The organism is Alloactinosynnema sp. L-07, assembly GCF_900070365.1.
GTDB lineage: Bacteria > Actinomycetota > Actinomycetes > Mycobacteriales > Pseudonocardiaceae > Actinokineospora.
Window position 1 is genome coordinate 4,615,342 of record NZ_LN850107.1, and the last position, 25,694, is coordinate 4,641,035.

Annotated in this window: 19 protein-coding genes and 1 pseudogene; 13 read left to right on the forward strand and 7 right to left on the reverse strand. The window is 67.8% G+C overall.

Translation table 11 applies throughout. From position 1 onward, the window contains the following. Window positions 1–452: 452 nt before the first annotated feature. From BN1701_RS38280 to BN1701_RS20585, 6 genes are all read left to right on the forward strand, one after another. On the forward strand, window positions 453–1,583 hold the full coding sequence (locus BN1701_RS38280; RefSeq protein ID WP_197672238.1) for an endonuclease: 1,131 nt from the start codon (window positions 453–455) through the stop codon (window positions 1,581–1,583). A gap of 12 nt (window positions 1,584–1,595) precedes the next feature. Continuing rightward, window positions 1,596–1,970 carry a YchJ family protein gene (locus tag BN1701_RS20565; RefSeq protein ID WP_054051295.1) on the forward strand — a complete coding sequence of 125 codons (375 nt, stop codon included), beginning with the start codon at window positions 1,596–1,598 and terminating at the stop codon, window positions 1,968–1,970. 79 nt (window positions 1,971–2,049) lie between these two features. Next, on the forward strand, window positions 2,050–2,301 hold the full coding sequence (locus BN1701_RS20570) for a MazG nucleotide pyrophosphohydrolase domain-containing protein (protein WP_054051297.1): 252 nt from the start codon (window positions 2,050–2,052) through the stop codon (window positions 2,299–2,301). Between the two features lie 524 nt (window positions 2,302–2,825). Beyond that, on the forward strand, window positions 2,826–3,869 hold the full coding sequence (locus BN1701_RS20575; RefSeq protein WP_067520809.1) for a hypothetical protein: 1,044 nt from the start codon (window positions 2,826–2,828) through the stop codon (window positions 3,867–3,869). A 120-nt stretch (window positions 3,870–3,989) separates the two neighbouring features. Further along, entirely contained in the window at window positions 3,990–5,744 is a 1,755-nt protein-coding gene (locus BN1701_RS20580) for a M14 family zinc carboxypeptidase (protein WP_231949660.1), read from the forward strand. 253 nt (window positions 5,745–5,997) lie between these two features. Beyond that, entirely contained in the window at window positions 5,998–8,385 is a 2,388-nt protein-coding gene (locus BN1701_RS20585; RefSeq protein WP_231949661.1) for an immune inhibitor A domain-containing protein, read from the forward strand. Between the two features lie 153 nt (window positions 8,386–8,538). Here BN1701_RS20585 and dinB read toward each other — a convergent pair. Next, window positions 8,539–9,478 (reverse strand): annotated as a pseudogene (dinB, locus tag BN1701_RS20590) (DNA polymerase IV). Window positions 9,479–9,553: 75 nt separating this feature from the next. On the opposite strand from dinB, the gene BN1701_RS20595 reads away from it, so the two are divergent. The 5 genes from BN1701_RS20595 (at window position 9,554) to BN1701_RS20615 (ending at window position 14,345) form a co-directional block, all read left to right on the forward strand. After that, the gene (locus tag BN1701_RS20595; protein WP_054051302.1) at window positions 9,554–10,291 is read left to right on the forward strand and encodes a hypothetical protein; all 738 of its coding nucleotides are present in this window, start codon (window positions 9,554–9,556) and stop codon (window positions 10,289–10,291) included. 65 nt (window positions 10,292–10,356) lie between these two features. After that, window positions 10,357–11,361, forward strand: a complete 1,005-nt coding sequence (locus tag BN1701_RS20600; protein WP_054051304.1) for a magnesium and cobalt transport protein CorA — start codon at window positions 10,357–10,359, stop codon at window positions 11,359–11,361. 136 nt (window positions 11,362–11,497) lie between these two features. Further along, window positions 11,498–12,853: a condensation domain-containing protein gene (locus BN1701_RS20605; RefSeq protein ID WP_054051306.1), complete on the forward strand. Its 1,356-nt coding sequence runs from the start codon at window positions 11,498–11,500 to the stop codon at window positions 12,851–12,853. 27 nt (window positions 12,854–12,880) lie between these two features. Next, the gene (locus tag BN1701_RS20610; RefSeq protein ID WP_054051308.1) at window positions 12,881–13,636 is read left to right on the forward strand and encodes a thioesterase II family protein; all 756 of its coding nucleotides are present in this window, start codon (window positions 12,881–12,883) and stop codon (window positions 13,634–13,636) included. A 130-nt stretch (window positions 13,637–13,766) separates the two neighbouring features. Then, a complete protein-coding gene (locus BN1701_RS20615; protein ID WP_172803295.1) occupies window positions 13,767–14,345 on the forward strand; it encodes a peptidase inhibitor family I36 protein in 579 nt (192 codons plus the stop codon). A gap of 44 nt (window positions 14,346–14,389) precedes the next feature. Here BN1701_RS20615 and BN1701_RS20620 read toward each other — a convergent pair whose 3' ends face one another. Continuing rightward, entirely contained in the window at window positions 14,390–15,847 is a 1,458-nt protein-coding gene (locus BN1701_RS20620; protein WP_067520814.1) for a multicopper oxidase family protein, read from the reverse strand. 181 nt (window positions 15,848–16,028) lie between these two features. On the opposite strand from BN1701_RS20620, the gene BN1701_RS20625 reads away from it, so the two are divergent. Continuing rightward, on the forward strand, window positions 16,029–17,357 hold the full coding sequence (locus BN1701_RS20625) for an extracellular solute-binding protein (RefSeq protein WP_054051314.1): 1,329 nt from the start codon (window positions 16,029–16,031) through the stop codon (window positions 17,355–17,357). 460 nt (window positions 17,358–17,817) lie between these two features. Here the strand turns inward: BN1701_RS20625 and BN1701_RS20630 are convergent, their stop codons facing one another. Then, complete coding sequence (locus tag BN1701_RS20630; protein WP_054051317.1) at window positions 17,818–18,891, reverse strand: DUF2855 family protein; 1,074 nt, start codon at window positions 18,889–18,891, stop codon at window positions 17,818–17,820. Window positions 18,892–18,917: 26 nt separating this feature from the next. Beyond that, on the reverse strand, window positions 18,918–20,426 hold the full coding sequence (locus BN1701_RS20635) for an FAD-binding protein (protein WP_054051319.1): 1,509 nt from the start codon (window positions 20,424–20,426) through the stop codon (window positions 18,918–18,920). Window positions 20,427–20,614: 188 nt separating this feature from the next. Here BN1701_RS20635 and BN1701_RS20640 point away from each other — a divergent pair, with 188 nt between their 5' ends. Further along, a complete protein-coding gene (locus tag BN1701_RS20640) occupies window positions 20,615–21,466 on the forward strand; it encodes an LLM class flavin-dependent oxidoreductase (RefSeq protein ID WP_054051321.1) in 852 nt (283 codons plus the stop codon). 279 nt (window positions 21,467–21,745) lie between these two features. Here the strand turns inward: BN1701_RS20640 and BN1701_RS20645 are convergent, their stop codons facing one another. The 3 genes from BN1701_RS20645 to BN1701_RS20655 form a co-directional block, all read right to left on the reverse strand. After that, window positions 21,746–22,093 (reverse strand): YciI family protein, encoded by a 348-nt coding sequence (locus BN1701_RS20645; RefSeq protein ID WP_054051323.1) that lies wholly within the window; start codon window positions 22,091–22,093, stop codon window positions 21,746–21,748. Window positions 22,094–22,258: 165 nt separating this feature from the next. Further along, window positions 22,259–23,785 (reverse strand): MFS transporter, encoded by a 1,527-nt coding sequence (locus tag BN1701_RS20650; RefSeq protein ID WP_082859962.1) that lies wholly within the window; start codon window positions 23,783–23,785, stop codon window positions 22,259–22,261. 78 nt (window positions 23,786–23,863) lie between these two features. Continuing rightward, window positions 23,864–25,456: an MFS transporter gene (locus BN1701_RS20655; protein ID WP_067520815.1), complete on the reverse strand. Its 1,593-nt coding sequence runs from the start codon at window positions 25,454–25,456 to the stop codon at window positions 23,864–23,866. Window positions 25,457–25,694 lie beyond the last annotated feature (238 nt).

The following is a 25,694-nucleotide window of genomic DNA, read 5'->3' on the forward strand; positions in this document are numbered from 1 at the left end:
GCCGGGCAGTGTCACGCCCCATCCTTTGAACGGCACCCGACACGTCCCGGGCACGGTGATTGGCACGAGCGGGCCCCAGTCTGTACCGATGCACCACGGGGTGTCTTCTCTCAACGTGCTATCTGGCTCAACGGCGGCGGGCCCGAAAGGCGTAGGCGTCCAGCGGCAGGGGTCGCGTCGAGGTGAGGATGAACCCCCCACCCCGAATTCCCCACCGTTCCACTTGAAACTACCAGGATCAACATCGACGCCGGGGGCTTTGAGGACACTTCGTCGGCGCTCTGACGATCATCGGCTCGACAGGGAAATGACTCAGATCGTTCACTCGATAGAGGACCGACCGTGAGACTCTTTTCTCGAACGAGTTACTCCGCGGTAACGCGGAGTAGCCACCGTCGGGGAAGGGCGACCGCATGAGTATTCGGCGCAAGTTCGGGTGGAACGTCTTAGCCATGGCGACCCTGGTCGCCGCCGTCGCGTTCGGGACGCAGGCACCGTCGGCCGGAGCCGCCGCGCCGCTCACCGTGGCGCAGGCGATCGCGCAGCAGACCGGGGCAACCGGCACCGTGCGCGGCTACGTGGTCGGACAGCCGACCGCGACCAGCACCGTGATCCGGTCGAACTTCCCCAACGACTACGCCCTCGCGCTGGCCGACTCGGCCGGCGAGACCGGCACCACGCGGATGATCTACGTGCAGATCGCCACGGGCTTCCGAGCGAGCTACGGCCTGCAGAGCAACCCGGGTCTGCTGGGCAAGCAACTCGACGTCACCGGCAAGCTCAGCGCCTATTTCTCCCACCCCGGCCTGACCACCACGACCGCGTTCGCGCTGGTCGGCACCACCCCGACCACCACGACCACGGCGCCGCCGACCACCACGACCCCTGGTGACTACGACGGCACGTACTACCGGACGGCCATCGGCAAGACCGGCCAGCAGCTCAAGGACGAGTTGAACCGGATCATCACCCCGCACACCAAGCTGTCCTACGACCAGGTGTGGAACGCCCTCAAGGCCACCGACCAGGACCCGGCCAACAGCAACAACGTCATCCTCCTCTACAGCGGCCGCTCCCAGAGCAAGTCGACCAACGGCGGCGGCGTCAACGACTGGAACCGCGAACACGTCTGGGCCAAGTCCCACGGCGACTTCGGCACCGCGACCGGCCCCGGCACCGACGTCCACCACCTGCGCCCCGAGGACGTCACCGTCAACCCCAACCGCGGCAACAAGGACTTCGACCTCGGCGGCTCCCCCGCCGCCGAATGCCAGGACTGCTTCACCGACGCCGACTCCTGGGAACCCCGCGACACGGTCAAGGGCGACGTCGCCCGGATGATCTTCTACATGGCCGTGCGCTACGCGGGCACCGACGGCTGGCCGGACCTTGAGGTCAACAACAGCGTCAACAACGGCAGCGCGCCCTACATCGGCAAGCTGACCGTGCTGCGGCAGTGGAACCTGCAGGACCCGCCGGACACCTTCGAGAAGCGGCGCAACCAGGTCATCTACGACCAGTTCCAGCACAACCGCAACCCGTTCATCGACCACCCGGAATGGGTGACGTCCATCTGGGGCTGACATCCTCGGGGGATGAGCACCCCCTGCCCCTGCGGGCTTGGCGTCCCGCTCGCGGAATGCTGTGGCCGACTGCACGACGGCCACGCGCTGGCCGCGACCGCCGAGCAACTCATGCGGTCGCGGTTCAGCGCGTTCGCTGTTGGCGACGCGGACTATCTGCTGGCGACTTGGCATCCGTCGACTCGGCCTAAGCGGGTCGCGATCGATCCGGCGGACGTGTGGACGCACTTGGAGATCGTGGGGCGGAGCGGTGGTGGTCCGTTCCATACGGAGGGGACGGTCGAGTTCCGGGCCCACTATGAGGCGCATGGGACGCCGGGGGTTGTGCGGGAGAACAGTCGGTTCGTTCGTGAGGGCGGCCGCTGGCTGTATGTAGACGCCGTCTAATGTGACTTCGCAGAAAGGGGCAAGGCATATGGGAACGAACGCCGGTCCTTACAGTATCGGGAGTGACTCGTGGCCCGGAATGAGCCGGGCGATCGAGGAGTGCGGCGAATTGCTCCAGGTCTTCGGAAAAGTAATTGGCGCGGGCGGAGCCACCTCGCATTGGGATGGTACGGACTTGCGGGAACGCCTGACCGAAGAACTGGGTGATGTCATCGCCGCGTTGAACTTCTTCGTTGCCGCGAACAACTTGCCGGGCTCGACTATCGCCGACCGCGCGGCCGAAAAGTTTGCGCAGTATGAGCAGTGGCACGCACAGGCGGATACCGACTAGCTCAGGGACGCCTGGACTTCCGCCCGGACCCTCGCGGATCACGACGCTGTTCAAGTGACTCGTCTTCGCGAAAAACAACTCCAATTGCCGACTTGCTCTACTGGATACAATCCTGCAGGCAATGATTGTTCTCGCGCCTTCGCTGCCTCTTCCAACGACCCAGCTTGACATACAGACGAGAAAGCATTCCAAGATAGAGCACGGTGTCGCGAGAGTCACCCCCGACCTCCCGCCGCGATCGCCACCCGCAGATTGGCCTCGGCCAGACCATATTCTCTAATATCCTTATAGGCTACGCCCACGTTTCCCGCCATCTCCATGAGGTGCGGATTCGCTCGCCGCTTTGCGACTTTTCCGCCAAAGACAATGGTGGAAACCCTCTTGTCGGGGTTCTCGCGCGAGAGGCGGGTCGCGTCGCCCCGGCGGTCCGTGATAACGGTGCACCGGGCACCACCGCCTACTGCCTAATCTCGCCGCAGAGTCACGGATGCGCCGTTGTCGGTGGGCGTGGATATCCTTGGATCATGGGGACTGCCGGGCGACTGCTGTTGGCGGCGCTACTACTGGCTGGTTGCTCAGCGCCCGCCCAGCCCGCCATGGCCGAGGTCAGAGTTCCCGGCATCCCTGTCACCCTCACCGCCGACAACGGCAGCCTCCTCGTCGGCCTCCGCCGAGAAGGTCAATCGCTGGTGCCCGCGCTGGTCCGGCGAGCCGCAGACGGCACGACCACCGAGATTCCTGTCCGCGCCGCGAGTCCCTATGGGCTGCTAGCGACCTGGCAGTCGATCACCGCCCGCGACGGACGCTACGTCGCCGTCGGTGGAGAACGTGGTGGGGCGCACGGCAACGTTCGCTGGAGTGTCTGGGCGGGCACCGCCGACGGAATGGCCGAGCAGCCGCAAGCCTTCAGCACCTTCGGCGGCTGGGGCGCCGGTGATCAGGTCGACGCCGCCGCCACGCCTGCCGGGACCGTTCTCGTCGGGTCTTGGGAAAGCGCGCAGGTCGGACTCGACGTGGCGGTGTGGACCGGACAAGGCGACACCTGGACGCGGCAGTCCTCAGCGGGCACCACCCTGGAAAGCAAGCCCGGCGCGCTCGGGTTCGCCACCGCGGCCACCGGTCTCGACCAAGGCGTGCTCATCGCGGGCTGGCGGCTGGCCGACCGGATCGAACCTGTCGTGTGGCGGTCGACGCCGGGTGTGTGGTCCGTGACCACACTCCCGGACGCGGGTTCGTCGGCCACCGCGATGGCTGTCCGCTGCTGGGGTCGGAACTGTCTGGTGGCCGGGCAGGTCGACGGCAAGCTCGCCGCGTGGCGGTTCGACGGCGGTTGGGCGCGGGTCGGCGGGCTGCCCGAAATCCAGATCAGCGACAAAGACCATTTGGCCGCGCCGGTCGAGGTGGACGGCGGGCCCGCACTGGTCGTCACCAATGGGGGCAGGGTCGAATTGGTGCGGATCGGCGGCTCTACCACAGAACTGCGTGGGCCCTCTGGGCCGGTCACCGCCACCGCCGTGGTAAGCGGAAAACTCTTCGTCGTCGCGGGTGGGCGGCTGTGGGTGAACTGATCCGATTTGGGCCTTCACAGTTCTGGTGTGAATTTGCCCAGTTCCCACTTTGTTGTCAGATCACTGCGTCATCCCCAATTGTGGGTGCGTTCTCCGCACCCCGCATATTGGAGGAACGAAGTGGCACGACAACGACGAGCGGTACTCGCCGCGGCGGGCGCCGTGGCGGCCGCTGGGGCCCTGCTGCTGGGCACGCTGCCCGGCCAGGCCACGCCTACCCCGACAGCCGCCGCGCCCGGACCGGCCTACGTGTACCGGGTCCACGCCCCACTGGGGGCCGCCGCGCAGGACCTGCTCGGCAAGGGCTTCGACGTCCTGGAGACCCGTGACGGCCAAGACCTGTTCGTCGCCGGTGACGCGCGCGTCGGTGAGCGGCTGCGCGCGGCCGGGTTCAGCGCCGCGGTCGACCAGGTGGTCCAGGCTCCACAGTGGACTCCGCCGGCCAAGCGCTGGCAGTCCCCCAGCTACACCGCGGCCGACATGGCCGACACCTACTACGGCGGCTACCGCACGGTGAACGCCCAGTACGCCCACCTTGACTCGGTGGCGTCGCAGTACCCCGGCCTGGCCACCGTGGTCGACTACGGCGACTCGTGGCGCAAGACCCAGGGCGCTGGCGGCTATGACCTGCGCGCCATCTGCATCACCAAGAAGGTCTCCGGCGACTGCGCCCGCACGCCCAGCGCCGCCAAGCCGCGGTTGTTCGTGATGGGCCAGCTGCACGCCCGCGAGATCACCACCGGCGACGTCGCCTACCGCTGGATCGACGAGCTGGTCACCGGCTACGGCAACAACGCCGAGATCACCTCCATCCTTGACACCACCGAGGTCTGGGTCGTCCCGATCGCCAACCCCGACGGCGTGGACATCGTGCAGCAGGGCGGCAACTCGCCCATCCTGCAGCGCAAGAACGCCAACGGCTCTGGCTGCGCCGCCGACAGCAACGGCGTCGACCTCAACCGCAACACCAGCTCCGGCTACGGCACCGGCAGCAGCGCGTCGAAGTGCGACCAGACCTACCGGGGCACCGCGGCGAACTCCGAGGTCGAAACCAGGGCGCTGCAAGGACTGTGGAAGCAGCTGTACCCGGACCGCCGCGACGGCGGCATGACCACCCCGGCCCCGGCCGACACCAAGGGCGTCGTGCTGAGCATGCACAGCTACTCCAACCTGGTCCTGTTCCCGTGGGGCTCCACCACGGCGCAGAAGACCGGCAACGACGCCGCACTGCGCGGCATGGCCAAGGACATGGCCCAGATCGCGGGCGGCTGGGGCTACGGCCAGCCGGGCGAGGTCCTCTACAACGCGGGCGGCTCGACCGACGACTGGGTCTACGACGAGCTCGGCGTGGCCAGCTTCGTCTGGGAGATCGGCGGCGCCAGCGGCACCTGCGGCGGCTTCGTGCCCGCCTTCAGCTGCCAGCAGAGCACGTGGTGGCCCAAGGTGAAGCCCATGCTGGTCTACTCGGCGAAGAAGGCGGCCAACCCCTACGGCGGTGGCACCCCGCCGCCGCCCCCGCCGCCCGGCTGCGGCAAGAAGACCAACGACACCGACGTGGCCATCCCCGACGGCGGCGCGGCGGTCACCAGCTCGATCAACGTCAGCGGCTGCGCGGGCAACGCCCCGTCCGGCACCCCGGTCGAGGTCCACATCAAACACACCTGGCGGGGTGACGTCGTGGTCGACCTGGTCGCCCCCGACGGCACCGCGTACCGCTTGAAGAACACCAGCTCCAACGACTCGGCCGACAACATCGACACCACCTACACGGTGAACCTGTCGAGCGAGGCGATGAACGGCACCTGGAACCTCAAGGTCCAGGACGTCGCCCGCTACGACACGGGCTCCATCGACAGCTGGAGCCTGACCTTCTAATTCCGGCCAAGCGCGGCCCGGGCGAAGTCTGGCCCGGGCCGCGCTTGCCATTGATCACTGTTCACATTTATAGAATTGTCGGACATACAGCCGCACAAACCCGACAAACCGCCTGCGCCATTTGGGCCATCAACACATGTTATATACAAATCGTATGGCCCGTATCGCGCCATGTATTCAAGTTGTAATAAACGAATGGACGTATCTCACATACCTTCCCGCTTCGACAGTGAAGCGAATTTCGGGAGGACGAGTGCGTCGCAGAATGGTCGTCGCGCTGGCGGCGGTCGCGGGAATCAGTGTCATGCCGGGGGTGACCGGTGCCAGCGCGGCCCCCCAGCCGCCGACGGCGCCCGTCGCCTCGGCCGAGAACGCGCCGGACGAGTTGGTCACGCCGCTGGAGAAGAAGCGGCGCGACATGCGCCAGACCGGGCTCGCCAAGGTGCTCAGCGGCGAGGCCAAGGCCGAGAAGCGCGGTGCGAGCACCGTGGTCAAGGTCAACACACCCGCGGCCAAGACAATGGCCGCCACCGGCACCAGGGCTCCCGCCGACCAGTACGTCGAGCTGGCCAGGGAGAAGACCGACAAGATCTTCGTCGTGCTCGCGGAGTTCGGCAACGAGCGGCACCCGGACTTCCCGGACCGCGACACCGACCCGAACACCGTGGGCCCGCTGCGGTTCGACGGCCCGGCGCACAACGAGATCCCGCAGCCGAACCGCGCGGTGGACAACAAGACGATCTGGCAGCCCGACTACTCGCGGGACCACTTCCAGAACCTGTACTTCTCGAACGCCGCGGGCGTCGAGTCCGTCAAGACCTACTACGAGAAGCAGTCCTCCGGGCGCTACTCGGTCGACGGCACCGTGACCGACTGGGTCAAGGTCAAGTACAACGAGGCCCGCTACGGCCGCTCCAACGGCTACCCATGTGCAGGCCGGATCTGTGGCAACAGCTGGTCCCTCGTCGCCGACGCGGTGAACCAGTGGGTGGCCGACCGCAAGGCCGCGGGCGCCACCAGCGAGCAGATCAAGACCGAGCTCGCCGCGTTCGACACGTGGGACCGCTACGACCACGACCACGACGGCGACTTCAACGAGCGCGACGGCTACATCGACCACTTCCAGATCGTGCACGCCGGTGGCGACCAGTCCGACGCGGACCCGCAGCAGGGCGAGGACGCCATCTGGGCGCACCGCTGGTACGCCTTCTTCGGCACCAGCACCGGCCCCGACGGCAACAAGCAGGGTGGCGCGCAGATCGGTGAAACCGGCCTGTGGGTCGGCGACTACACCATGCAGCCGGAGAACGGCGGCCTTGGCGTGTTCGCCCACGAGTACGGCCACGACCTCGGCCTGCCCGACCACTACGACACCGTCGGCCCCGGCGGCGCCAAGGAGAACGGCGTCAACTGGTGGTCGATCATGGGCCAGAGCCGCGTGTCGGCCGCCGACGAGGCGATCGGCCTGCGGGCCAACGACATGTCCGCGTGGGACCGGCTGCAGCTGGGCTGGCTGGACTACGAGACCGTGGTCGCGGGCCAGGACGAGAAGATCAAGCTCGGCCCCGGCGCGTTCAACAGCGCCGACGCTCAGGCCGCGGTCGTCGTGCTGCCGGACAAGGTGAAGACCTCCACGATCGGCGCCCCGGCGGCCGGAGCGAACCTGTGGTGGAGCGGCCAGGGCGACAACCTGTCGAACACCCTGACCCGGTCGGTCGACCTGACCGGCAAGACCACCGCCGAGCTCAAGCTCAAGGCTGACTACGACATCGAGGACTGCGACTGCGACTTCCTCTTCGTTGAGTCCTCTGTGGATGGTGGGGCGTGGACCCCGCTGGACGGCACGGTCGATGGCAAGCCGTTCACCCGCAGTGCCGTCGGCGACCCGGCGATCACCAACACCTCGGGTGGCCGCTACGTCGACGTCTCGGTTCCGCTGAACGCCCTGGCGGGCAAGAACATCCAGCTGCGCCTGCGCTACCAGACCGACGGCGGCGTGATCCTCAAGGGCTTCCTGGCCGACGAGATCAGCGTCGTGGCCGACGGCGCGGCGATCGTGACCGACGGCGCCGAGAACGGTGCCAACGGCTGGACCGCCAACGGGTTCAAGATCACCACGGGCACCGAGACCAGCACGTACGACAACTTCTACATCGCCAGCTTCCGCAGCTACCTGTCCTACGACAAGTACCTCAAAGTCGGCCCGTACAACTACGGCGACCCGACGAAGCCCAACTGGGCGACCCGGTTCCCGTACCAGGACGGCCTGCTCGTGTCCTACTGGGACACGTCGCAGATCGACAACAACACCAGCGCTCACCCCGGTGAGGGCCTGATGCTGGTCGTCGACGCCAACCCGGCCCCCATCTACAACATGCAGGGTGCCGCCTGGCGCCCCCGCATCGCCGGTTACGACGCGCCGTTCTCGCTGCAGAAGTCGGACTCGTTCACGCTGTACGCCAACGGCAAGCCCAGTTACGTGCGCGGCAAGGCGGCCCAGCCGCTGTTCGACGACCGCAAACCGTACTGGAACGAGACCCAGCCGACAGCGGGCGTCAAGCTCCCCGCGGTGGGCGTCAGCATCAAGGTGCTGGCACAGAACGACAAGAACATGACGATCCGCGTGTTCCCCACGAAGTAGTCTCTGGTTGAGAAGGAGAGCCCGGGCCCACCAAGTCGGCCCGGGCTCTTCCTTCTCTTGAAGGGGGGCGGCAGGGTGAGTCCGGGGTTCACCGCGGCGATGGCCGGATCGGACCACGCGGTGATCTTGCGGGTGAAGATCCGCGCAGACCTGTCAGTCGGGGAGCAGTGGGACCGAGACGCCGGGGTCGCGGCCCAACAGGACGGCCCTGGTCACCGAGGTCGAGCCAAAGCGGTCGCGCAGCGAATCGATCGCTTCGTCGAGGTCGAGCGGGGCGCCGGAGTCGAACGGCAGCGCGAGTTGGACGGCGTTGTCACGGGAGAGGTTGGCCAGCGTGAGCCCGATGAGCGTGATGCCCTGCTCGAAGATCATCGGCAGAGCGGTGCGCAGCAGGCCGCGGGTCGCGGTTGTGGGCCAAAGCGTGCAGGTGGCGGCCGGAGGCGCGGCCCAGCATGGACATCAGGGCCGATTCGGACAGATCGGCCACCTCGCCGACCGTGCTGATGCCGAGTTCGTGCAGCTTGCGCGCGGTCACCTTGCCGACGCCCCACAGCCGTTCGACCGGCAGCGGGTGCAGGAAGTCCAGTTCGCCGTCAGGTTCGACCACGAGCAGCCCGTCGGGTTTGGCCACGCCGCTGGCCACCTTCGCCAGGAACTTGGTGCGGGCCACGCCGACGGTGATCGGCAGGCCGACCCGGCGCAGCACCTCAGCGCGCAGCCGGGCGGCGATGGCAGGCGGGGTGCCCGCGATCCGCCACAGGCCGCCGACGTCGAGGAACGCCTCGTCGATCGAGATGCCCTCGACCAGCGGGGTCGTGTCACGGAAGACCTCGAAGACGGCCTTGCTGGCCTCGGAATACGCCGACATGCGCGGGGGCACCACGATCGCGCGCGGACACAGGCGCCGGGCCTCGCCGCCGCCCATGGCGGTGCGCACGCCGAACGCCTTGGCCTCGTAGCTGGCCGCGAGGACCACCCCGCCGCCGACGATGACCGGCCTGCCGCGCAGCCACGGCTTGTCGCGCTGCTCGACGGAGGCGTAGAACGCGTCCAGGTCGGCGTGCAGGATGGTCGCCCGGTTCGACACGAACATATGTTCGCATAGTCCGTCGAAAAAATCTCGAATAGATCACAGTTTCAGAGGTCGACTTGCCGATAGTGTGCCTGCGTGCAGATCAAGGACTCGACGCTGAGCGACCGGCCCATGCCGAAGTTCCCTCCGCGACCCATCGATGACGCGCGCACCCCGTCGCTGATCCTCAGCGCCCTACCGGCCGAACTCCCGGCCGCGCTGCGCCCTGAGCCGCCCGCGCCGCCGCCGCCATCGCGCAAACCAGGCCTCCCGATGAAGCTCGCCGGGCTCGCCGCGGTCTTGGCGCTGCTGGGCTTCGGCGTCTGGGCGCTGGTGAGCGACGACGACGCGCCGCCGCCCGCGCCCCAGCAGGTCGCCGAGTCGGCGTTCACCCGCGCCGCCCAGCCGCCCGCCGCCGTGCTCGACAGCGACTGCGCCAACCACGCCTACGGCGCCACCAAGCGCTTCCTGGCGGGCACGACCTGCCAGCAGCTCACCCGCGCGCTGTTCACCTCCCGCACCGACGACGGTCGCACCGTCTACAGCTCGGTCGCGGTGGTGCGGATGCAGTCGACCCCGGACGCGCGGCGCCTGTTCGACCTGGTCCGCCAGGACAACACCGGCAGTGTCATGGACCTGGTGCGCGAACACGCGCTGGTGGTGCCCGGACTCGACCGGCTCAGCCGCGGCGGCTTCGCGGCCGGGATCAACGGCGCCGACGTGGTCATCGTGGAGTCCGACACCGCCCGCCCCGGCCCGGACCCGGTCGCGCACCGCGCGCAGATGAAGCGGATCAGCACCGACGCTCTGGGGCTGGGCCATGATCTGAAGTGACGGTTCCCGCCTGGGCGGCGTTCTCGCTCTGGTAAAAAGGCGCACCCTGAGTACTTGGAGGAGCCGTGCCGTTGTCGGCGGTCGTGGATTGCGCGATCTACGTCGAAGGCAAACGCTTGCCCGGCCGCCTTGACCCGGCCGACGCGATCGCCCAGGTGCGCGAGACCGGCGAGGGATTTGTCTGGATCGGACTGTTCGAGCCGAACATCCGCCAGCTCGGGACCATGGCCGACGCCTACGGGCTGCACGAACTGGCCATCGAGGACGCCGTCACCGCCCAGCAGCGGCCCAAGGTCGAACGCTACGGCGAAACGCTGTTCACCGTGCTCAAGACCGTCAGCCACGTCGCCCACGATTCGCCGACAACGACCAACGAGATCGTCGAGACCGGCGAGATCATGGTGTTCCTCGGCCACGACTTCATCCTCACCGTGCGCCACCGCGACCACTCCGGCCTCGCCGACCTGCGTGAGGAGATGGAGGCCGCGCCCGAGCGCCTGGCCGCGGGCCCGGCCGCGGTGCTGCACGCCATCGCCGACCACATCGTCGACGACTACCTCGCCGCGACCGAGGCGTTCGAGCGCGACATCGATGAGGTCGAGGCGCTGGTGTTCGCCCCGCGCAGCCCGATCGGCGCTGAGCAGATGTATCTGATGAAGCGTGAGATCGTGGAGCTGCGCCGCGCGGTCGCGCCGCTGAGCCAGCCGCTGCGCGTGCTGGCCCGCACCGACGCGGCGCTGGTGCCCCCGGAGATCCGCTCGTACTTCCGCGACGTCGACGACCACCTCACCACGGTCATCGAACGCATCGCGGGCTTCGACGAGATCCTGACGACGCTGCTCAACGCCACCCTCGCCAAGATCACGCTGCAGCAGAACAACGACATGCGGAAGATCACCTCGTGGGCGGCGATCCTGGCCGTGCCGACGATGATGGCGGGCGTGTACGGGATGAACTTCGACTTCATGCCCGAACTCAGGTGGAAGTTCGGCTACCCGATGGTGATCATCGTCGTGCTCACCGCGTGCCTCATCCTCTACCGCACGTTCAAGCGCAACGGCTGGCTCTGAGCCGTAGAGCCGCAATCGCGAAGAACCTCCCGACCGGTCCCGCCGCTATCGTTGCCGTAACGCGCGCGGAGCATGTTTTCCCCAGCTCGGCCGGGACTTGCGCGGCCGGACCTGTCCACAAAGGAGTTCGGCGACCATGGCTGACGACCGGTACCCGTTATCGTTCAACCAGGACTTCCTGCGCCTGTTCGACCAAGGCGACGAGGCCGGTCCGTTCGGCCCGAAGTACAACATCAGCTACGCGTGCCGGTTGACGGGTCTACTCCAGGTCGACGTGCTCAGTGCCGCCCTTGACGACGTGGTCGAACGCCACAGCGCGCTGCGCACGATCGTCGTGCGCGCCGAGGAAGACGGCTACCAGTCGGTCGCGCCGCCGTGCGCCGTGCCGCTGGACGTGCGCGACCTGTCCGACGCCGCCGACCGCGACCTGCGGGCCGAACAGCTGGTCCTGGAGGTCGAGGCGGGCGACTACCCGGCCGTCGAGGTCCCCCTGCTGCGCGCCGTACTCGGCCGGTTCGCCGACGACGACGCCGTGCTGGTCATGGTGGTCCACCACATCGCCGCCGACGAATGGTCGATGCCCCTGATCGCCCGCGACGTCGCCGCGTTCTACGCCGCCAGGGTCGCGGGCACCGAGGCCGACCTGCCCGCCGCGCCGCAGTTCGTCGAGTACGCGGCTTGGGAGAAGGAACGCGCGGGCGGAGCGGCCGCCGAGCGCAACCGGGCCTACTGGCGCGAACAGCTCGCCGACGGCAGCGTCCTGCCGATGCCCACCGACCACCCCAGGTCCGCCGGGCTGCCCAAGGAGACCGCGTGGACCCGCTTCACCATCCCGGGTGACCTGATCGACGCCACCACCAGCGCCGCCAAAACCTTGCGCAGCTCGCCGTTCATGGTGCTTCTCGCGGCGTACAAGGTGTACCTGCGCGAGCAGACCGGCGAGAACGACATCATGGTGATGTCCTTCGCCTCGGGCCGCAGCGCGGGCGCATACCACGAGACCGTGGGGTCGTTCTTCAACTTCATCCCGCTGCGCACCGACCTCGCTGGCTCGGTCACCTTCCGGGACGTGGTGAGCAAGGTCCGTCGCACGTGCCTACAGGCCTACACCCACGAGATCCCCTTCCTGCAGCTGCTCGGCGAAGCGCCGCACATCATGGCCTCCGGAGCCACCGACACCGGCGCCATCTGCGCCTTCCAGGTGTTCCGCTCCCCCTTGGAGAACTCCTTCGACGGCGGCGACGTCCGGTTCGAACAGGTCCGCGGCAGGCTCCTGGAACAGCGCTCCGGCGGCGACGTCCCCGACGGCGCGATGTGGCACCTGGAACTGGAGGCCGACCGCGACGCCCCCGGCTGCCTGGTCTACAACACCAATCTCTACACCGCCGAGCACATGGCCGACCTGGTCTCGGGCTACGTCGAGACCCTGGGCCGCACCGTGGCCCACCTCGACGCTCCCCTCACCAAGGGCGACACCGCGATCGGCGCCTGAGACTCGTTCCACGGCAAGGAGGCTGTGATGCGACGGAAGTGGACCTCGACCGTGCGCCCCGCCCGCACCCTGGCGACCCGGCGGGCGGTGATCCTGCCGCACGCCGGGGCGGGGCCCAACGCACTGAGCGGGATGTGGGAATGCCTGCCAGCCGACTTCGAGATCGTCGGCGTGACCCTCCCCGGCCGCGAACGCCGCTTCGGCGAGAGCGCCAAGGCGGTGCTCGGCGATCCGGACACCATCGTCGCCGAGATCGTGGACGAACTGGCCGCCGCGGCACCCAGGCCCACAGTGGTGTTCGGCCACAGCCTGGGCGCAGCGATGGCGGTCGCGGTGGTAGCCGCGGCCCCGACCCTGTTCGACGCCATGGTGCTGAGTTCGTATCCGGGCGAAGGCACCGCGGCGGAACGGGCCGGGCGCTGGGACCGGGCGAAGCTGATGCGGGTCATCGAGGTCGCGGGCGGCACACCCGCTGAGGTGGTGCGGAATCCAGGGTGGCGGGACTTCTTGCTGGAACTGCTGCGCTGTGACCTGACCCTCGGCGCACGAATGGCGTCCATCCCGTTCCCGACATCACTGGACCTGCCGGTGACGGTCCTGGACGGCGCCCACGACCGACTGCGATACCCAACCCACCGAGCGACCTGGGTTACTCGGCTCGGGGCAGGCGTTCGGACGGAGTCGTTGCCAGGCGGACACTTCTACCTACTGGACGAGGGCGCACGACAGGCCGTGGCAGCGGAGATCGCCGCGGTGGTGGAGATAGGCGCGGCGGCGGCATAGCCCGCGACCCGCTCTCACGTAACCCCTCCCGCGCCCCGGGCGATCATGGTCACGAGGCCGTTCCCCGGTGTCGATCCGCCGACTTGCGAGGGATGAGATGAGTGCGGGCTGGTTCTGGACCCTGATCGTCGTGTTGCTGCTGCTCTGGGTGGTGGCCAGCCTCAAGCAGGAACGGTTTATCTTCGTCGCGCTCCCGGAGCCGTCGAACCTGATGCTCGTGCTGAAAGGGCTGGCACTGCTCGTCGTGGTGGTCGCGGGGTTCTTCATCGTGACCCAGCCCGTCCGGTCCGCCGCGTGGATGAACGAGTACATCTTCGGCGCGGAACCCGAACGCGACCCGCCCCCGTCCCTGTCCTCGACGTCCCTGTCCTCGACAACACCGCCAACAACGACAGACTCCAACACTGACTGGCAATGCTCCAATGGGTATCTGTGCGTCTGGAATCAGCCGGAAGGTCTCGGCAAGGGCTGCCGATGGGACAAGGACGACCCGGACTGGCTCAGCGGTTCCGTCACCTGCTCCTGGATCGGTGATGAGCCGGTCAAATCCGTGTTCAACAACAGCTCGGACACCATCGCCTTCTATCGCGACGCCAACTTCCAGGACCCGGTCCGGTGTGTCGAGCCGAATGAGCATTACACCCTCGAGGAGGCGATGTATGCCCTCTCGCAGAGATCGACCGACCCGACCTGCCCTGAAATGGGCTGAACGGGTAGGTCCATTGTGGACCTACCCGTTCCGCCGCACGAGTCTCAGTCGACGATCTCCATCTGCGCCATCATCCCCAGAGCCGAGTGCTCCAGGAAGTGGCAGTGGTACATGTACCTGCCGAGGAAGTCCCCACCGAACGTCGCCTGAATCCGAGCAGACGTACCCGGAGGCACGTTGATCGTGTCCTTCAACCCGGCATCATCCAACGAAGGCGCCGCCCCATCCCGATCCAGCACCCGGAACTGCGTCAAGTGCATGTGGAAGTTGTGCGGCACACCGAAGTCACCATCAGCGTTGGTGACCTTCCAGATCTCCGTGGTGTTGCGCTTGATCCGGAAGTCCACCCGGTTGTGGTCGAACGTCTGCCCGTTCACCAACCCGATCGGATACCCGGTCAGGTCAAAGCTGAACGCGACGTCCCGCTCAACCGTCGCCGTCCCCAACGCGGGCGCCGCCCGCAGCTGCGAAGGCACCGTGCTGCTGTCCCACACCCGCCGAACGACATCGAACCGCAGCAACGGCCCAGCGACAGCGTCCGCGAGCACGACCTGCGTCCCCGGCGCGTACCGGCCGAAGTCGAACACGATGTCGACCCGCTCCCCCGAAGTGATCTGCACCTCGGACCGCTCCACCGGAGCGGGCAGCAGACCACCATCGGTCCCGATCTGCACCATCGTCGCCCCGCCGATGTTCAGCTTCAGCACCCGCTCGTTCGCGCTGTTGAGCAGGCGAAGCCGGTATTTGCGCGCGGCGACCCGGAAGTACGGCTGCGGCCTGCCGTTCACCAGAATCGTCGTCCGGTCGTCGGGCGTGTTGCCCGGAATCAGCTGCCCTGCCTCGTCGAAAGCCGCGTCCCGCAAGCTGATCGGGACGTCGTACTGCCCACTGGGCAGGCCCAGCGCCCGCTCACGCGCGTCGTCGATGATGTAGAAACCGGCCAGGCCGCGGTAGGTCTGCTCAGCTTCGGTCTGGTGGCCATGGGCGTGGTACCAGAGCGTCGCGCCGCGTTGGGTGTTCGGGTACTGGTAGGCGCGGGTGCCGCCGGGGGTGATCAGGTCCATCGGGTGGCCGTCGCTGGCGGCGGGGACGTGGCCGCCGTGCAGGTGCACATTGGTCGGGGCCTCGATGCCGTTGGCGAAGGTGACCTCCACCGGCCGGTTCCCGCAGGCACGGATCGTCGGGCCGACCATCGCGCCGCCGTAGGTCAGGGCGGTGGACATGCGGCCGGGCAGGATCTCCAGGGTCGCGGGCTGGATGCCGATCTGGTAGCGGTCGACGCCGCCGTCGGTGCTCACCGGGCGGGCCGTGGCCGGGACCGGCATGGCGACGGTGAAAGGTTCCCCGCTCGGCCGGACCGCCTTGCGGTGGGCCATCTCCTGCACCCAGTTCGACCCGTGGGCGGCGTGTCCGCCCTCCTCGGCCGGGCCGAGCAGCCGCGGCATCGCGATCACCCCCGTGGTCACGGCTCCGGCGGTGAGCAGCGTACGCCTGGTAAACATTCGAGAATCCCCCTCGCGTTCCATGGTTTGAGAATGATCTTCACAGCCGCGGGCGGGCTTTTCCTCTCCCACAGTGCGGTTCTTCCGCGCGCGAAAGTCCGCAATGCGAAAGCTGACCGCAGGCGCCGGACCGGCCACAGTGACGATGGGAAGACCATGGCTGCAGACGAGCGGAGGGGTCGTGGCGCAGGCAGGCGACGTCGTGATCGAGTGCTGGTTCTCCACCTATCCGTTCCCGGGTTTCCTGGAACCGCTGGAGAAACTGGCCGAGGAGTTCACCACCGCGCACCCGGGGGTCCGGGTCGTGGTGCGCGGACATTCGTATGAGGAGCTGCCACGGATCGTCGCCGAGGCGGCGCTGCGCGGCCGGGCACCCGCGATCGCGACCTACTACTCGGGGGCGAGCCCGGTGGCCCGCGACACGCTCACCGCCGAGGGCAGGCCGCTGTTCGGCTCCGTCGAGCGAGCGATCGACGGCCGCGCCGAGATCCTGGGCGAAGAGGTGGTCAGCGACGACATCCTGGCCGCCCCCAAGGGTTTCTACACCATCGGCGGCGAACTGGTGGCGACTCCGTTCACGCTCACCACCAAGCTGATGTTCTCCAACACCGAACTGCTCGCCGCGGCGGGCGTCGCCGAGGTCCCACGCACGTGGGCCGAGGTGGAGCAGGCGAGCACGGCCCTGGCCGAGCACGTCGGGCACAGCATCGCGTGGCCGGTCGACGGCAAGTTCCTCCAGCACGCCATGGCCCAGCAGGCCGCCCCGGTCGCCGACCAGGACAACGGCCGGTCCGGCCGGGCGCGGGAGCTGTACCTGGCGGGCGCGGACATGCTCGCCTTCGTCGACTGGTGGCAGCGCCTGCACGCCAACGGGCACTACCTTCACACCGGAAAACAGGAGGACTGGGAGGGCACCTTCGGCGCACTGATCGGCCGCCAGGTCGCGATGCGGTTCAGTTCCTCCTTCGACGGCCGCTACATGGTCCGCGCGGGCGCGGAGGCGGGTTTCGAGGTCGCCGTCACCCCGGCCCCTTACAACGACGACCGCCCGTACGCAGGCAACTGGATCGGCGGCGACGCGTTCTGGCTGGCCGACAACCTCGACCCAACCACCCGCGACGGCGCACTGGCCTTCATCCAGTTCCTCAGTGCCCCCCGCAACGTCGCCGCCTGGCACCGCGGCACCGGCTCCACCCCCTTCACCCGCGGCGCGGTACGGCTACTGGAGGACGAGGGCTGGTTCGACGCCCACCCCCACCACCGCGTCCCCGCCGACCAACTCGACCGACCCGCCACCGGCCCAGGCGGCCACGCCGCCCTGATCGGCGACTACCACGGCATCCAACTAATCCTCATGGACGCCGTACAAGACATCCTCGACCACGGCATCGACCCCACAGACCGCTTCGCAACCGCCCAACGCGACGCCCAAGCCCTACTTGACGCCTACAACCGCGACGCCCAGACCCCCGGCCCCAAACCAGAACACTGCCACCGCGTCCGAATCTAACCGGCAACGGCAACCGCAACGGCAACGGCAACCGCAACGGCAACGGCAACCGCAACGGCAACGGCAACGGCAACGGCAACGGGAACGGGAACGGGAACGGGAACGGGAACGGGAACGGGAACGGGGCAGCAAACCACCCACCCATCGCAACGGGCCAAGCGAACGGCCTGTTTGGGTGGTTCGCCTTGATTTGGGGGAAATGGGCCTAAAATCGCGGTGCGGGTGAGGTTCCTTGAGCTCGCCTTTTGACCCGCACAGGCCCATTTCTAGGGGCCCCAAATCAAGGCGAACCACCCAAACAGGCACCCCACCACCCAACCGGAGCCGACCACCCAACCGGAGCCGACCACCCAAGCGGAGCCGACCACCCAAGCGGAGCCGACCACCGAGCCCAGACCTACCCGTAACACAAGAACGCCGTGGGGAACCAGGCCCCCACGGCGTTTCTCCCGTCACAGCACTACTTCCGCGTACACACCACAGCCTCATCCGGCCCAAGCTCCCCCGCCAACACCGCCCGAAACGCCTCAGCCATAGCCTTCGGCCCCTTGAACCGCCGAACCTTCAACCACCGAGCCACAGCATCAACCGTCGCCCGCTCAACCCGACGAGCCCGGCCCTCATAACCGTCATCGACCTCGCGCTGCATCTCCTCCTGATGCGGACTGAAGAAGATCCGCGGCTGCGGCGTCAGCTCAGGCGGATCGATCACCGCACTCGGATGGGTGTACCCGACAAGCGCGCTGTCACGAACCGCACCCCCGAAATGAGCATGAATGGCACCCAGATGCTTGATATCTCCCGCGATGTCAACCACCAACACCGGCTTGCCGTCAGCCTGAATCGTGTCGACCGCGTCATAACCAACCACCGTGTCAAACACGTCCAACCCAGCAACGAACCCGACACGATGGCTGGCAGTCACCCCAACCAGCCGCAACCCGACCAGACCGACCAACTGCGTAGCCACAGTGATAGCGGTCTTGCTAGACGCACTCGTGACCACCACAGTGCGCCCACCGTCCGCGACATGCGCGGCGATAAGATTGGCCACGGTGAACGCCGCGGTGAACAGCGGCCGCAGCACAGTCCGGTGGTCGTCGAGATCGTCCACCTCCCAAGCCCGCCGATACGTCCGATACCAGGGATGCATGAAGTCGGCCCGCTGCGGCGTCAGGTCAAAGAACCCGTCCTCTGTAGACTGCGGAACCTCGACCACATGATGCGACGACATCGGCACATACCCGAAGAACCGCTCACCGACAGCGATGGCAGGGTGCCTGCTCTCGGCGACCGAGACCGTCCCCCACACCGGGATCCGCCCGTATCCGGTCGGCGCCGGGAACGCCTCCCAGAAGGGCAGCTCGGAGTCGCCGAGGCGGGCGTACGTGGCATTGTTGGCGGTCAGGGCGAACTTCTCCACCGAAAGCCGGATCTGGCCGTCGCGCAACGGGTCACCGGCCCGGGGGCGCAGTCGCGCCCGGCTGAGATCGTTGCGGGGATAGACCAGGTCCCACTCGGCTAAGTGCGGCACGACGCTCTCCTCTTGCTATGCCGGGGTCAGTCGGGCAGACGGACAGATAGCCGGTGGCGGAACACGTCGCGCGGGTCGTAGCGCCGCTTGACCTCCTGCAGCCGCGGGTAGTTGTCCTTGAAGTACAGGGTCTGCCACGGGACGCCGGAGGTGTTCTGCTCCGGGTCGGCGAGGTCGGCATCCGGATAGTTGATGTACGAGCCGTCGGTGCGCCCGTCGACCCCCGGCACGCCGCCGGTGTCGGCGTAGATGTCGGCGTAGAGCGAACGCAGGCCCCCGATCGTGCGCTCGTCGTCGGCCGGGTCGGCCCACGCGGCGAGGTAGGTCGCCTTGAAGACGGAGTCGCGGTGCGGGGTGGCGCAGTCGGCCGGGTCGGCGGCGTTGACCTTGCCGCCATAGCCGATCAGGATCACCTGGGTGTGCACCGGGTCCGGCTGGTCGAGGTGGGCCCGGATGGCCGCGATCTGGCGCTCGTCGAAGCCCTCGCGGTGCATCGCGGCCTTGATCTTGATCCGGCGGGCGTCCTGGCTGCCCGGGTCGCCCCAGCCGGGGTAGGTCGACACATACAGCCACGGCTTGACCTGCTGGGCCAGGAACACCGGGTCCACCCCGACACCCTCGGACACCGCGGCGAAGAACCCGTCCACCAGCGCTTGCGCGTCGGGCACGTCGTCGTCCACCGCGGCGCCGACCATCAGCCCGTGCGCGTCGCGGTGGCTGCCGTGCAGGAACCCGGTCATCGCCGCGTACGGCGAGTCGGGCGCGCTGTTGGCCTCGAACCACGCGCCGAAGTTGCGGATCAGCCGCACGCTCGCCTCGTCCGACAGCGAGGGCCACGGCCACATCGCGAAACCCTGTCGCCACGACGTCGGCGCCTTCGGCAGCAGCTCGGCCGGGTCGTCGGACGGCGTGCCGGGCGCCCGCACCCAGAACTTGGTGACGACACCGAACGTGCCGCCGCCCCCGCCGGTGTGCGCCCACCACAGGTCGCGGTTCGGGTCATCGGCCTCGCGGGTGGCCACCAACAGGCGCGCGGTGCCATCGGCATCGACCACGACGACCTCGACGGCGTACAGATAGTCGACCACCGCGCCGAACCGGCGTGACAGCGGCCCGTAGCCGCCTCCGGTGACGTGTCCGCCGAAGCCGACCTCGGCGCCCTCACCAGCCGGGATCGTCACCCCCCAACCTTTGTAGAGGACCCGGTAGACGTGCCGCAGCGTGGCGCCCGGCTCGATGGCGAAGGCGCGCATGTCGGCGTCGTACCCGACGGAGGTCATCTCCGACATGTCGATCAACGCGTCGACGTCGGCCGAGGTGAAGTCCTCGAAGCCGTGCCCGCCACTGCGCACCTGCACCCGCGCGCCCGCCGCGACAGCCTCGCCGACGGCGGCGACGACCTGCTGGGCGGTGGCGACGACCCGGACATAGGCGGGCTTGCCCGCGAACCGGTGGTTCGTCCCGCACAGCATGCTCTCGTAGCGGGGATCCCCCGCGCTGATAGTCGCGGGCCCGAAGACCGAGTCCTCACTCATTTGGGGGCGCCCTTCACCTCGTCGCCTGCTGGTGTCCCCCCATCGTCGTCGGGGGCAGGCATGAACGTCCTCTTCGCGTGTGCTTTCTTTGCGTGTCAACGAATTCAGCACACACTGAGTGGTGGCGGAGCCTGGTTTGACGTCACGATCGATGAGATCGCTATCCAACGATCCGTGAGGAGACGACGGTGAAACTCGGGTTGGAGCTGGGGGCATTCTCCTGGGAAGGCGGCCCCGAGCGGGTCGGGGCGACACTCGCCGAGATCGGGCGCACCGCCGACGACGCCGGGTTCGATGTCATCGGGGTCGCCGACCATCTGTGGCAGGGGCCGCATTCAGGCGGTCCTGAGTTGCCGATGCTGGAGTGCTTCACGACGCTGGCCACGCTGGCCGCTCACACCAGCCGGATTCGGTTGATGACGGGTGTGGCGGGGGTGCACTTTCGGCATCCGGCGGTGCTGGCCAAGGCGATTACGTCTTTGGACGTGATCTCTGGTGGGCGGGCTGTGTTGGGCATCGGGGTGGGTTGGGACGCTGATGAGTGTGTGGGGAACGGGATTCCGTTTCCGCCGGTGAAGCAGCGGTTTGAGATGTTGGAGGAGGCGCTGCGGGTTTGTTTGGCGTTTTGGGAGGGGCCGCAGGGTAGTGGTGAGCCGGTGGTGGGTGAGCATTATGTGTTGGAGCGGGTGTTGAACCTGCCGCAGGCGATCAACCGGCCGCCGATCCTGATCGGTGGCGGTGGAAACAAGACACTGAAGCTGGTGGCGCGGTACGGGGATGCCTGCAACCTTTATCCCACGCCGGATCTCGCCGATCGTCTTGACCTGCTGCGGGCGCTGTGTGTGGAGAGCGGGCGAGACTACGCGAGTATCGAGAAGACTGTGATTCTGCCTGTCGCGGCTGATGTTGACGTCGACGGGCTGGTCGGGCTGTTGCAGAGTCTGTCTGGTGTGGACACTGCTATCGCTATCGTTGAAGGGGCTACGCCGGTTCGGACTGTGGAACTGTTGGCGGACAAGGTGCTGCCCGCGATCGGTTGAGCGCCAGTTCGGTGGCGGGTGCCTGTTTGGGTGGTTCGCCTTGATTTGGGGCCCCTAGAAATGGGCCTGTGCGGGTCAAAAGGCGAGCTCAAGGAACCTCACCCGCACCGCGATTTTAGGCCCATTTCCCCCAAATCAAGGCGAACCACCCAAACAGGCCGTTCCGTTGTGCCCCTTGCGTTCCGTTGTGCTGACTTTAGGGATCTGGTTAATGCGGCGAGCCGCGGCTGGGCGATGGGCGCTCAGCCGCGGCTCGGTGTGGTGCGGGTTCTACAGCTATCAGCCCTGCGGGGGCTCGAAGAGCGGGCGGATCTCGACGCCGCCGCGCCAGGTGGTCGGGCTGGTCTTGGCCAGCTCGACGGCCTGGTCGAGGTCTTCGGCCTCCAGGATGAAGAAGCCGGTGATGGCGTGGGTGCCGTCGACGAACGTGCCCTCGACGACCTCGCCCTTCTTGCCCTTGACCGTCTTGCCCTCGGTGCTGGCGTGCAGGGCGTAGCCGTCAAGGATCTTGGCGCCGAGCTCGTCGACCTTGCCGCCGAAGGCCTCGTGGCCTGCCATCTCGTCCTCAGGGGCGGCCATCGGGTCGGCGGGCGTGGGCGCCCAGAGCAGCACAGCGAACTTCGCCATGGTGGATCCCTCCTATTTTTGTTGATTTCCTGGATATCACTGCGGTCCCGGGTGGCAGCAAGATCACCACATCGGTGTCCCCCAGCTTCGCCGCGTCGGACGCGGCGAACCCGCCGGTCTGGGGTGGTCCAGACTCGGCGGAAATCTTGATCGTGCGCATGGCCGTCAGCCCCGCCCGCGCAGGACGGGGATGGTGAGCAGGGCGAGCAGTACGGCGCTGATTCCGGCGACCACGGCGAAACCGTCGCTGAAGGCTGAGCGGGCCGCGCTCAGCAGGGCTGCGGCGTCGGGCAGTGATGTCGCCTCGGCGGTGGCTCGGGCCAGGCTCTCGCGCACCGCGTCGGCCACTCCGGGCGTCAGGCCGTCGGGCATGTCGTCGCTGACGCCGACGCGATAGACCAGGCCGCCCAGGGAACCGAGAGTGGCCATGCCCAGGGCTGAGCCGAGTTCGTTGCTGATCTGCGGTAGCGCTGACGCCGCTCCTGCCTTCTCCGGTGGCGCGGACGATACGACCAGGCCGGTGCTCAGCGCGAGCAGCGGGCCGCCGCCCAGGCACCATACCGTGTTGCCCAGGATCACCAAGCCCACGCCGGACTCGGGACCGACCATGGCCAGGATGACCAGACCCGCGACAACAGCCAGGATACCCGCGGCGATCAACACCGCGGGACGAATCCTGCGGGCCAGGATCGGTGCGACGGTGACGCTGACCATCCCGGTCGCCAGGCCGGGGATCATCGCCAGGCCCGCGTCCAGCGGTGACAGGCCCGCGACGGACTGCAGGTACTGGGTCATAAAAAGCAAGGTGGCGCCGGTCAGTGAGCTGTAGGCCAGCAGGCTCAGCAGCGAGACACGGAAAGCGCCGATGCGGAACAGGCTCAGGTCGAGCATCGGGTCGGTCAGGCCGCGCTGTCTGCGTAGGAACAGCACGCCCATCCCGACGCCGAGTGCCAAGGCGGCCGTGGGGCCGAGCGCCCATCCGTGCCGGGCGAGTTCCTTGACGCCGTAGACGAACGGGAGGATCGCGCCGAGGGAGAGTAGGACGCTGGTCAGGTCGATCCGGCCCGCGGTGGGGTCGCGGAACTCCGGCAGCACCCGAGGGCCGACCAGGAGCAGCAACAGGACGGCGGGCACGCCCAGCAGGAACACTGAGCCCCACCAGAAGTACTCCAGCATGACCCCGCCGATCACCGGACCGAGGATGGCCCCCGCGGTGAAGGAACCCGCCCACACCCCGATCGCGAAGCCCAGCTGTCGCGGGTCGCGGAACAGGGTGGTGATCAGGGACAAAGTGGACGGTGCCAGGGTCGCGCCCGCGATGCCGAGGAGCGCGCGGGCCGCGATCAGCATCTCGGCGCTGGTGGAGTAGGCGGCGAGGATCGAGGCGACGGCGAACACCGACGCGCCGAGCAGCAGCATCCGGCGCCTGCCGAAGCGGTCGCCGAGGTTGCCCATGGTGATGAGGAAGCCGCCGACCAGGAACCCGTAGATGTCCATGATCCAGAGCTGTTGGGCGCTGGTGGCGGACAGGTCCGCGCTGAGTTGCGGCAGTGCGAGCAGCAGAACGAAGATGTCAAAGGAAACCATCAGGGTCGGCAGGGCGAGTACGGCCAAGCCGATCCACTCTCGTCGGGTGGCGCGCGGCGGCTCGGTGGTCCCGGACGTCGGGGACATCTCGGGTGTCGTGGTCATGGTTCGCCAGCTCCTTGTTCCCGCTGGCGGTGGTGCCCGGCCCGCGCGTGGACGGGCACCACAGCCGTGGACTTCGGGCTAAGCCTCGTTCGCGGCGACCACCGCGTTCGAGTCCTCTTTGTCCGGTGCCGCTTGCTCCGGCGCCGCGGCCGCCGCGCCGAGCGGAGGCACCCCGCGCATCGTGGCGTAGATGATCACCGCGATGGCGCTGAAGACGACGGCGCCGAGTATCGCCATCGTGTGCATGCCGCCCGCGAACGCCTCGTGGGCGACCCTGGACAGCGCGTCACCGATCTGCTCTGGCAGGGAGGTCGCGGCCACGTTGGCGCCCGCGACGCTCTCGGTGGCCTGCGCCGAGGTCTCGGCCGACACCCCGGCGGGCATCGACTCGCCCAGGTCCGAGCGGTAGACCGCGACACCGACCGCGCCCAGCGTGGCCACACCCAGCGCCGCGCCCAGCTCGTTGCTGATCTGTGGCAGCGCCGAGGCCGCGCCCATCTTCTCCGGCGGGGCCGCGGCCAGGATCAGGTTCATGCCCAGCGCCATCAGCGGACCACCGCCGAAGCTCATGAGCGCGAACCCGATGATCAGACCGGCGGGCCCGTCCGCGGCGTCGGTGAAGGCGAACATCAGGATGCCGACGATCGAGATCGCCATACCGCCCGACATCAGCACCGCGGGCCGGATCTTCTGGCCCAGCTGCGGGGAGACCATCACACTGATCATCGCCGCGACCATGCCCGGTATCAGCGACAGACCGGCCTGGAACGACGACAGGCCCGCGACCGACTGGAAGAACTGGGTCATGAACAGCAGCGTGGCCCCGCCGAGGATGCTGAACATCAGCAGACCCAGCAGACCAAGGCTGAATGTTCGGCTGCGGAACAGGTCCAGGTCGAGCAGTGGGGACTCCAGCGCCTTTTGGCGCCGGATGAACAGCACCCCGAACACCAGGCCCACCAGCGAGATCGCGATCGGCCCCACGGTCCAGCCGTCGCGGGCGATCTCCTTGATGCCGTAGATGAACGGCAGGATCCCCAGCAGGGACAGTGCGATGCTCAACGGGTCGATCCGGCCCGCGTTCGGGTTCTTGGCCTCCGGCAACAGGAACGGGCCCGTCGCCAGCAGGATGACCATCGGGGGCACGCCGAGCAGGAACACCGAGCCCCACCAGAAGTGGTTCAGCATGATCCCGCCGAGCAGCGGCCCGACGATCGCGCCCGCCGAGAAGGTGGCGGCCCAGATGCCGATGGCCGCGCCCATCTGCTTGGGGTCCTTGAACAGGGTGGTGATCAGCGACAGCGTCGACGGGCCGAGGGTGGCGCCCGCGATGCCGAGGATGGCGCGGATGGCGATCAGCATCTCGGGGCTGGTGGAGAACGCCCCGACCGCCGACGCGACACCGAACACGACGGCGCCGATGAGCAGGAGTTTTCGTCTGCCTATCCGATCGCCGAGCGTGCCCATGGTGATCAGGAAGCCACCGACCATGAAGCCATAGATGTCAGTGATCCACAGTTGTTCGATACCGGTGGCGCCGAGATCGGCAGTCAGATTGGGCAACGCCAGCAGCAGCACGAACATGTCGATCGCCACCAGCAGCGTCACCACACACAAGACTGCCATTCCGGCCCACTCCCGTGGGCCTGCCTTGGCAGGTGCGTCAGACACGATTACACCTTCCTAAGAGGGCCGCCCCTTGCGGCGGCCACGATGGTGGAATCGGCCCGCCTGCGACGAACCGGCCGAGTCCCACAGCCGGTTTGCCCGCACGAACGACCCCTACCCGTGCCGCCGCGTCGCGGACGATCACCTTGAGCCACTACGGTAAGTGAGGAGCCGTCACCGAGGCCAGTGCGTCAGGCACCCATACGGCATGCATTGCGCATGTGCGGACCAAACGGACTGT

Coding starts and splice junctions, on each gene's coding strand:
- BN1701_RS20645 (WP_054051323.1), bottom strand. CDS start 22,093: ATGGCGAAGTTCGCTGTGCTGCTCTGGGCGCCCACGCCCGCCGACCCG.
- BN1701_RS38280 (WP_197672238.1), top strand. CDS start 453: ATGGCGACCCTGGTCGCCGCCGTCGCGTTCGGGACGCAGGCACCGTCG.
- BN1701_RS20605 (WP_054051306.1), top strand. CDS start 11,498: ATGGCTGACGACCGGTACCCGTTATCGTTCAACCAGGACTTCCTGCGC.
- BN1701_RS20650 (WP_082859962.1), bottom strand. CDS start 23,785: ATGACCACGACACCCGAGATGTCCCCGACGTCCGGGACCACCGAGCCG.
- BN1701_RS20620 (WP_067520814.1), bottom strand. CDS start 15,847: ATGTTTACCAGGCGTACGCTGCTCACCGCCGGAGCCGTGACCACGGGG.
- BN1701_RS20570 (WP_054051297.1), top strand. CDS start 2,050: ATGAGCCGGGCGATCGAGGAGTGCGGCGAATTGCTCCAGGTCTTCGGA.
- BN1701_RS20635 (WP_054051319.1), bottom strand. CDS start 20,426: ATGAGTGAGGACTCGGTCTTCGGGCCCGCGACTATCAGCGCGGGGGAT.
- BN1701_RS20575 (WP_067520809.1), top strand. CDS start 2,826: ATGGGGACTGCCGGGCGACTGCTGTTGGCGGCGCTACTACTGGCTGGT.
- BN1701_RS20610 (WP_054051308.1), top strand. CDS start 12,881: ATGCGACGGAAGTGGACCTCGACCGTGCGCCCCGCCCGCACCCTGGCG.
- BN1701_RS20565 (WP_054051295.1), top strand. CDS start 1,596: ATGAGCACCCCCTGCCCCTGCGGGCTTGGCGTCCCGCTCGCGGAATGC.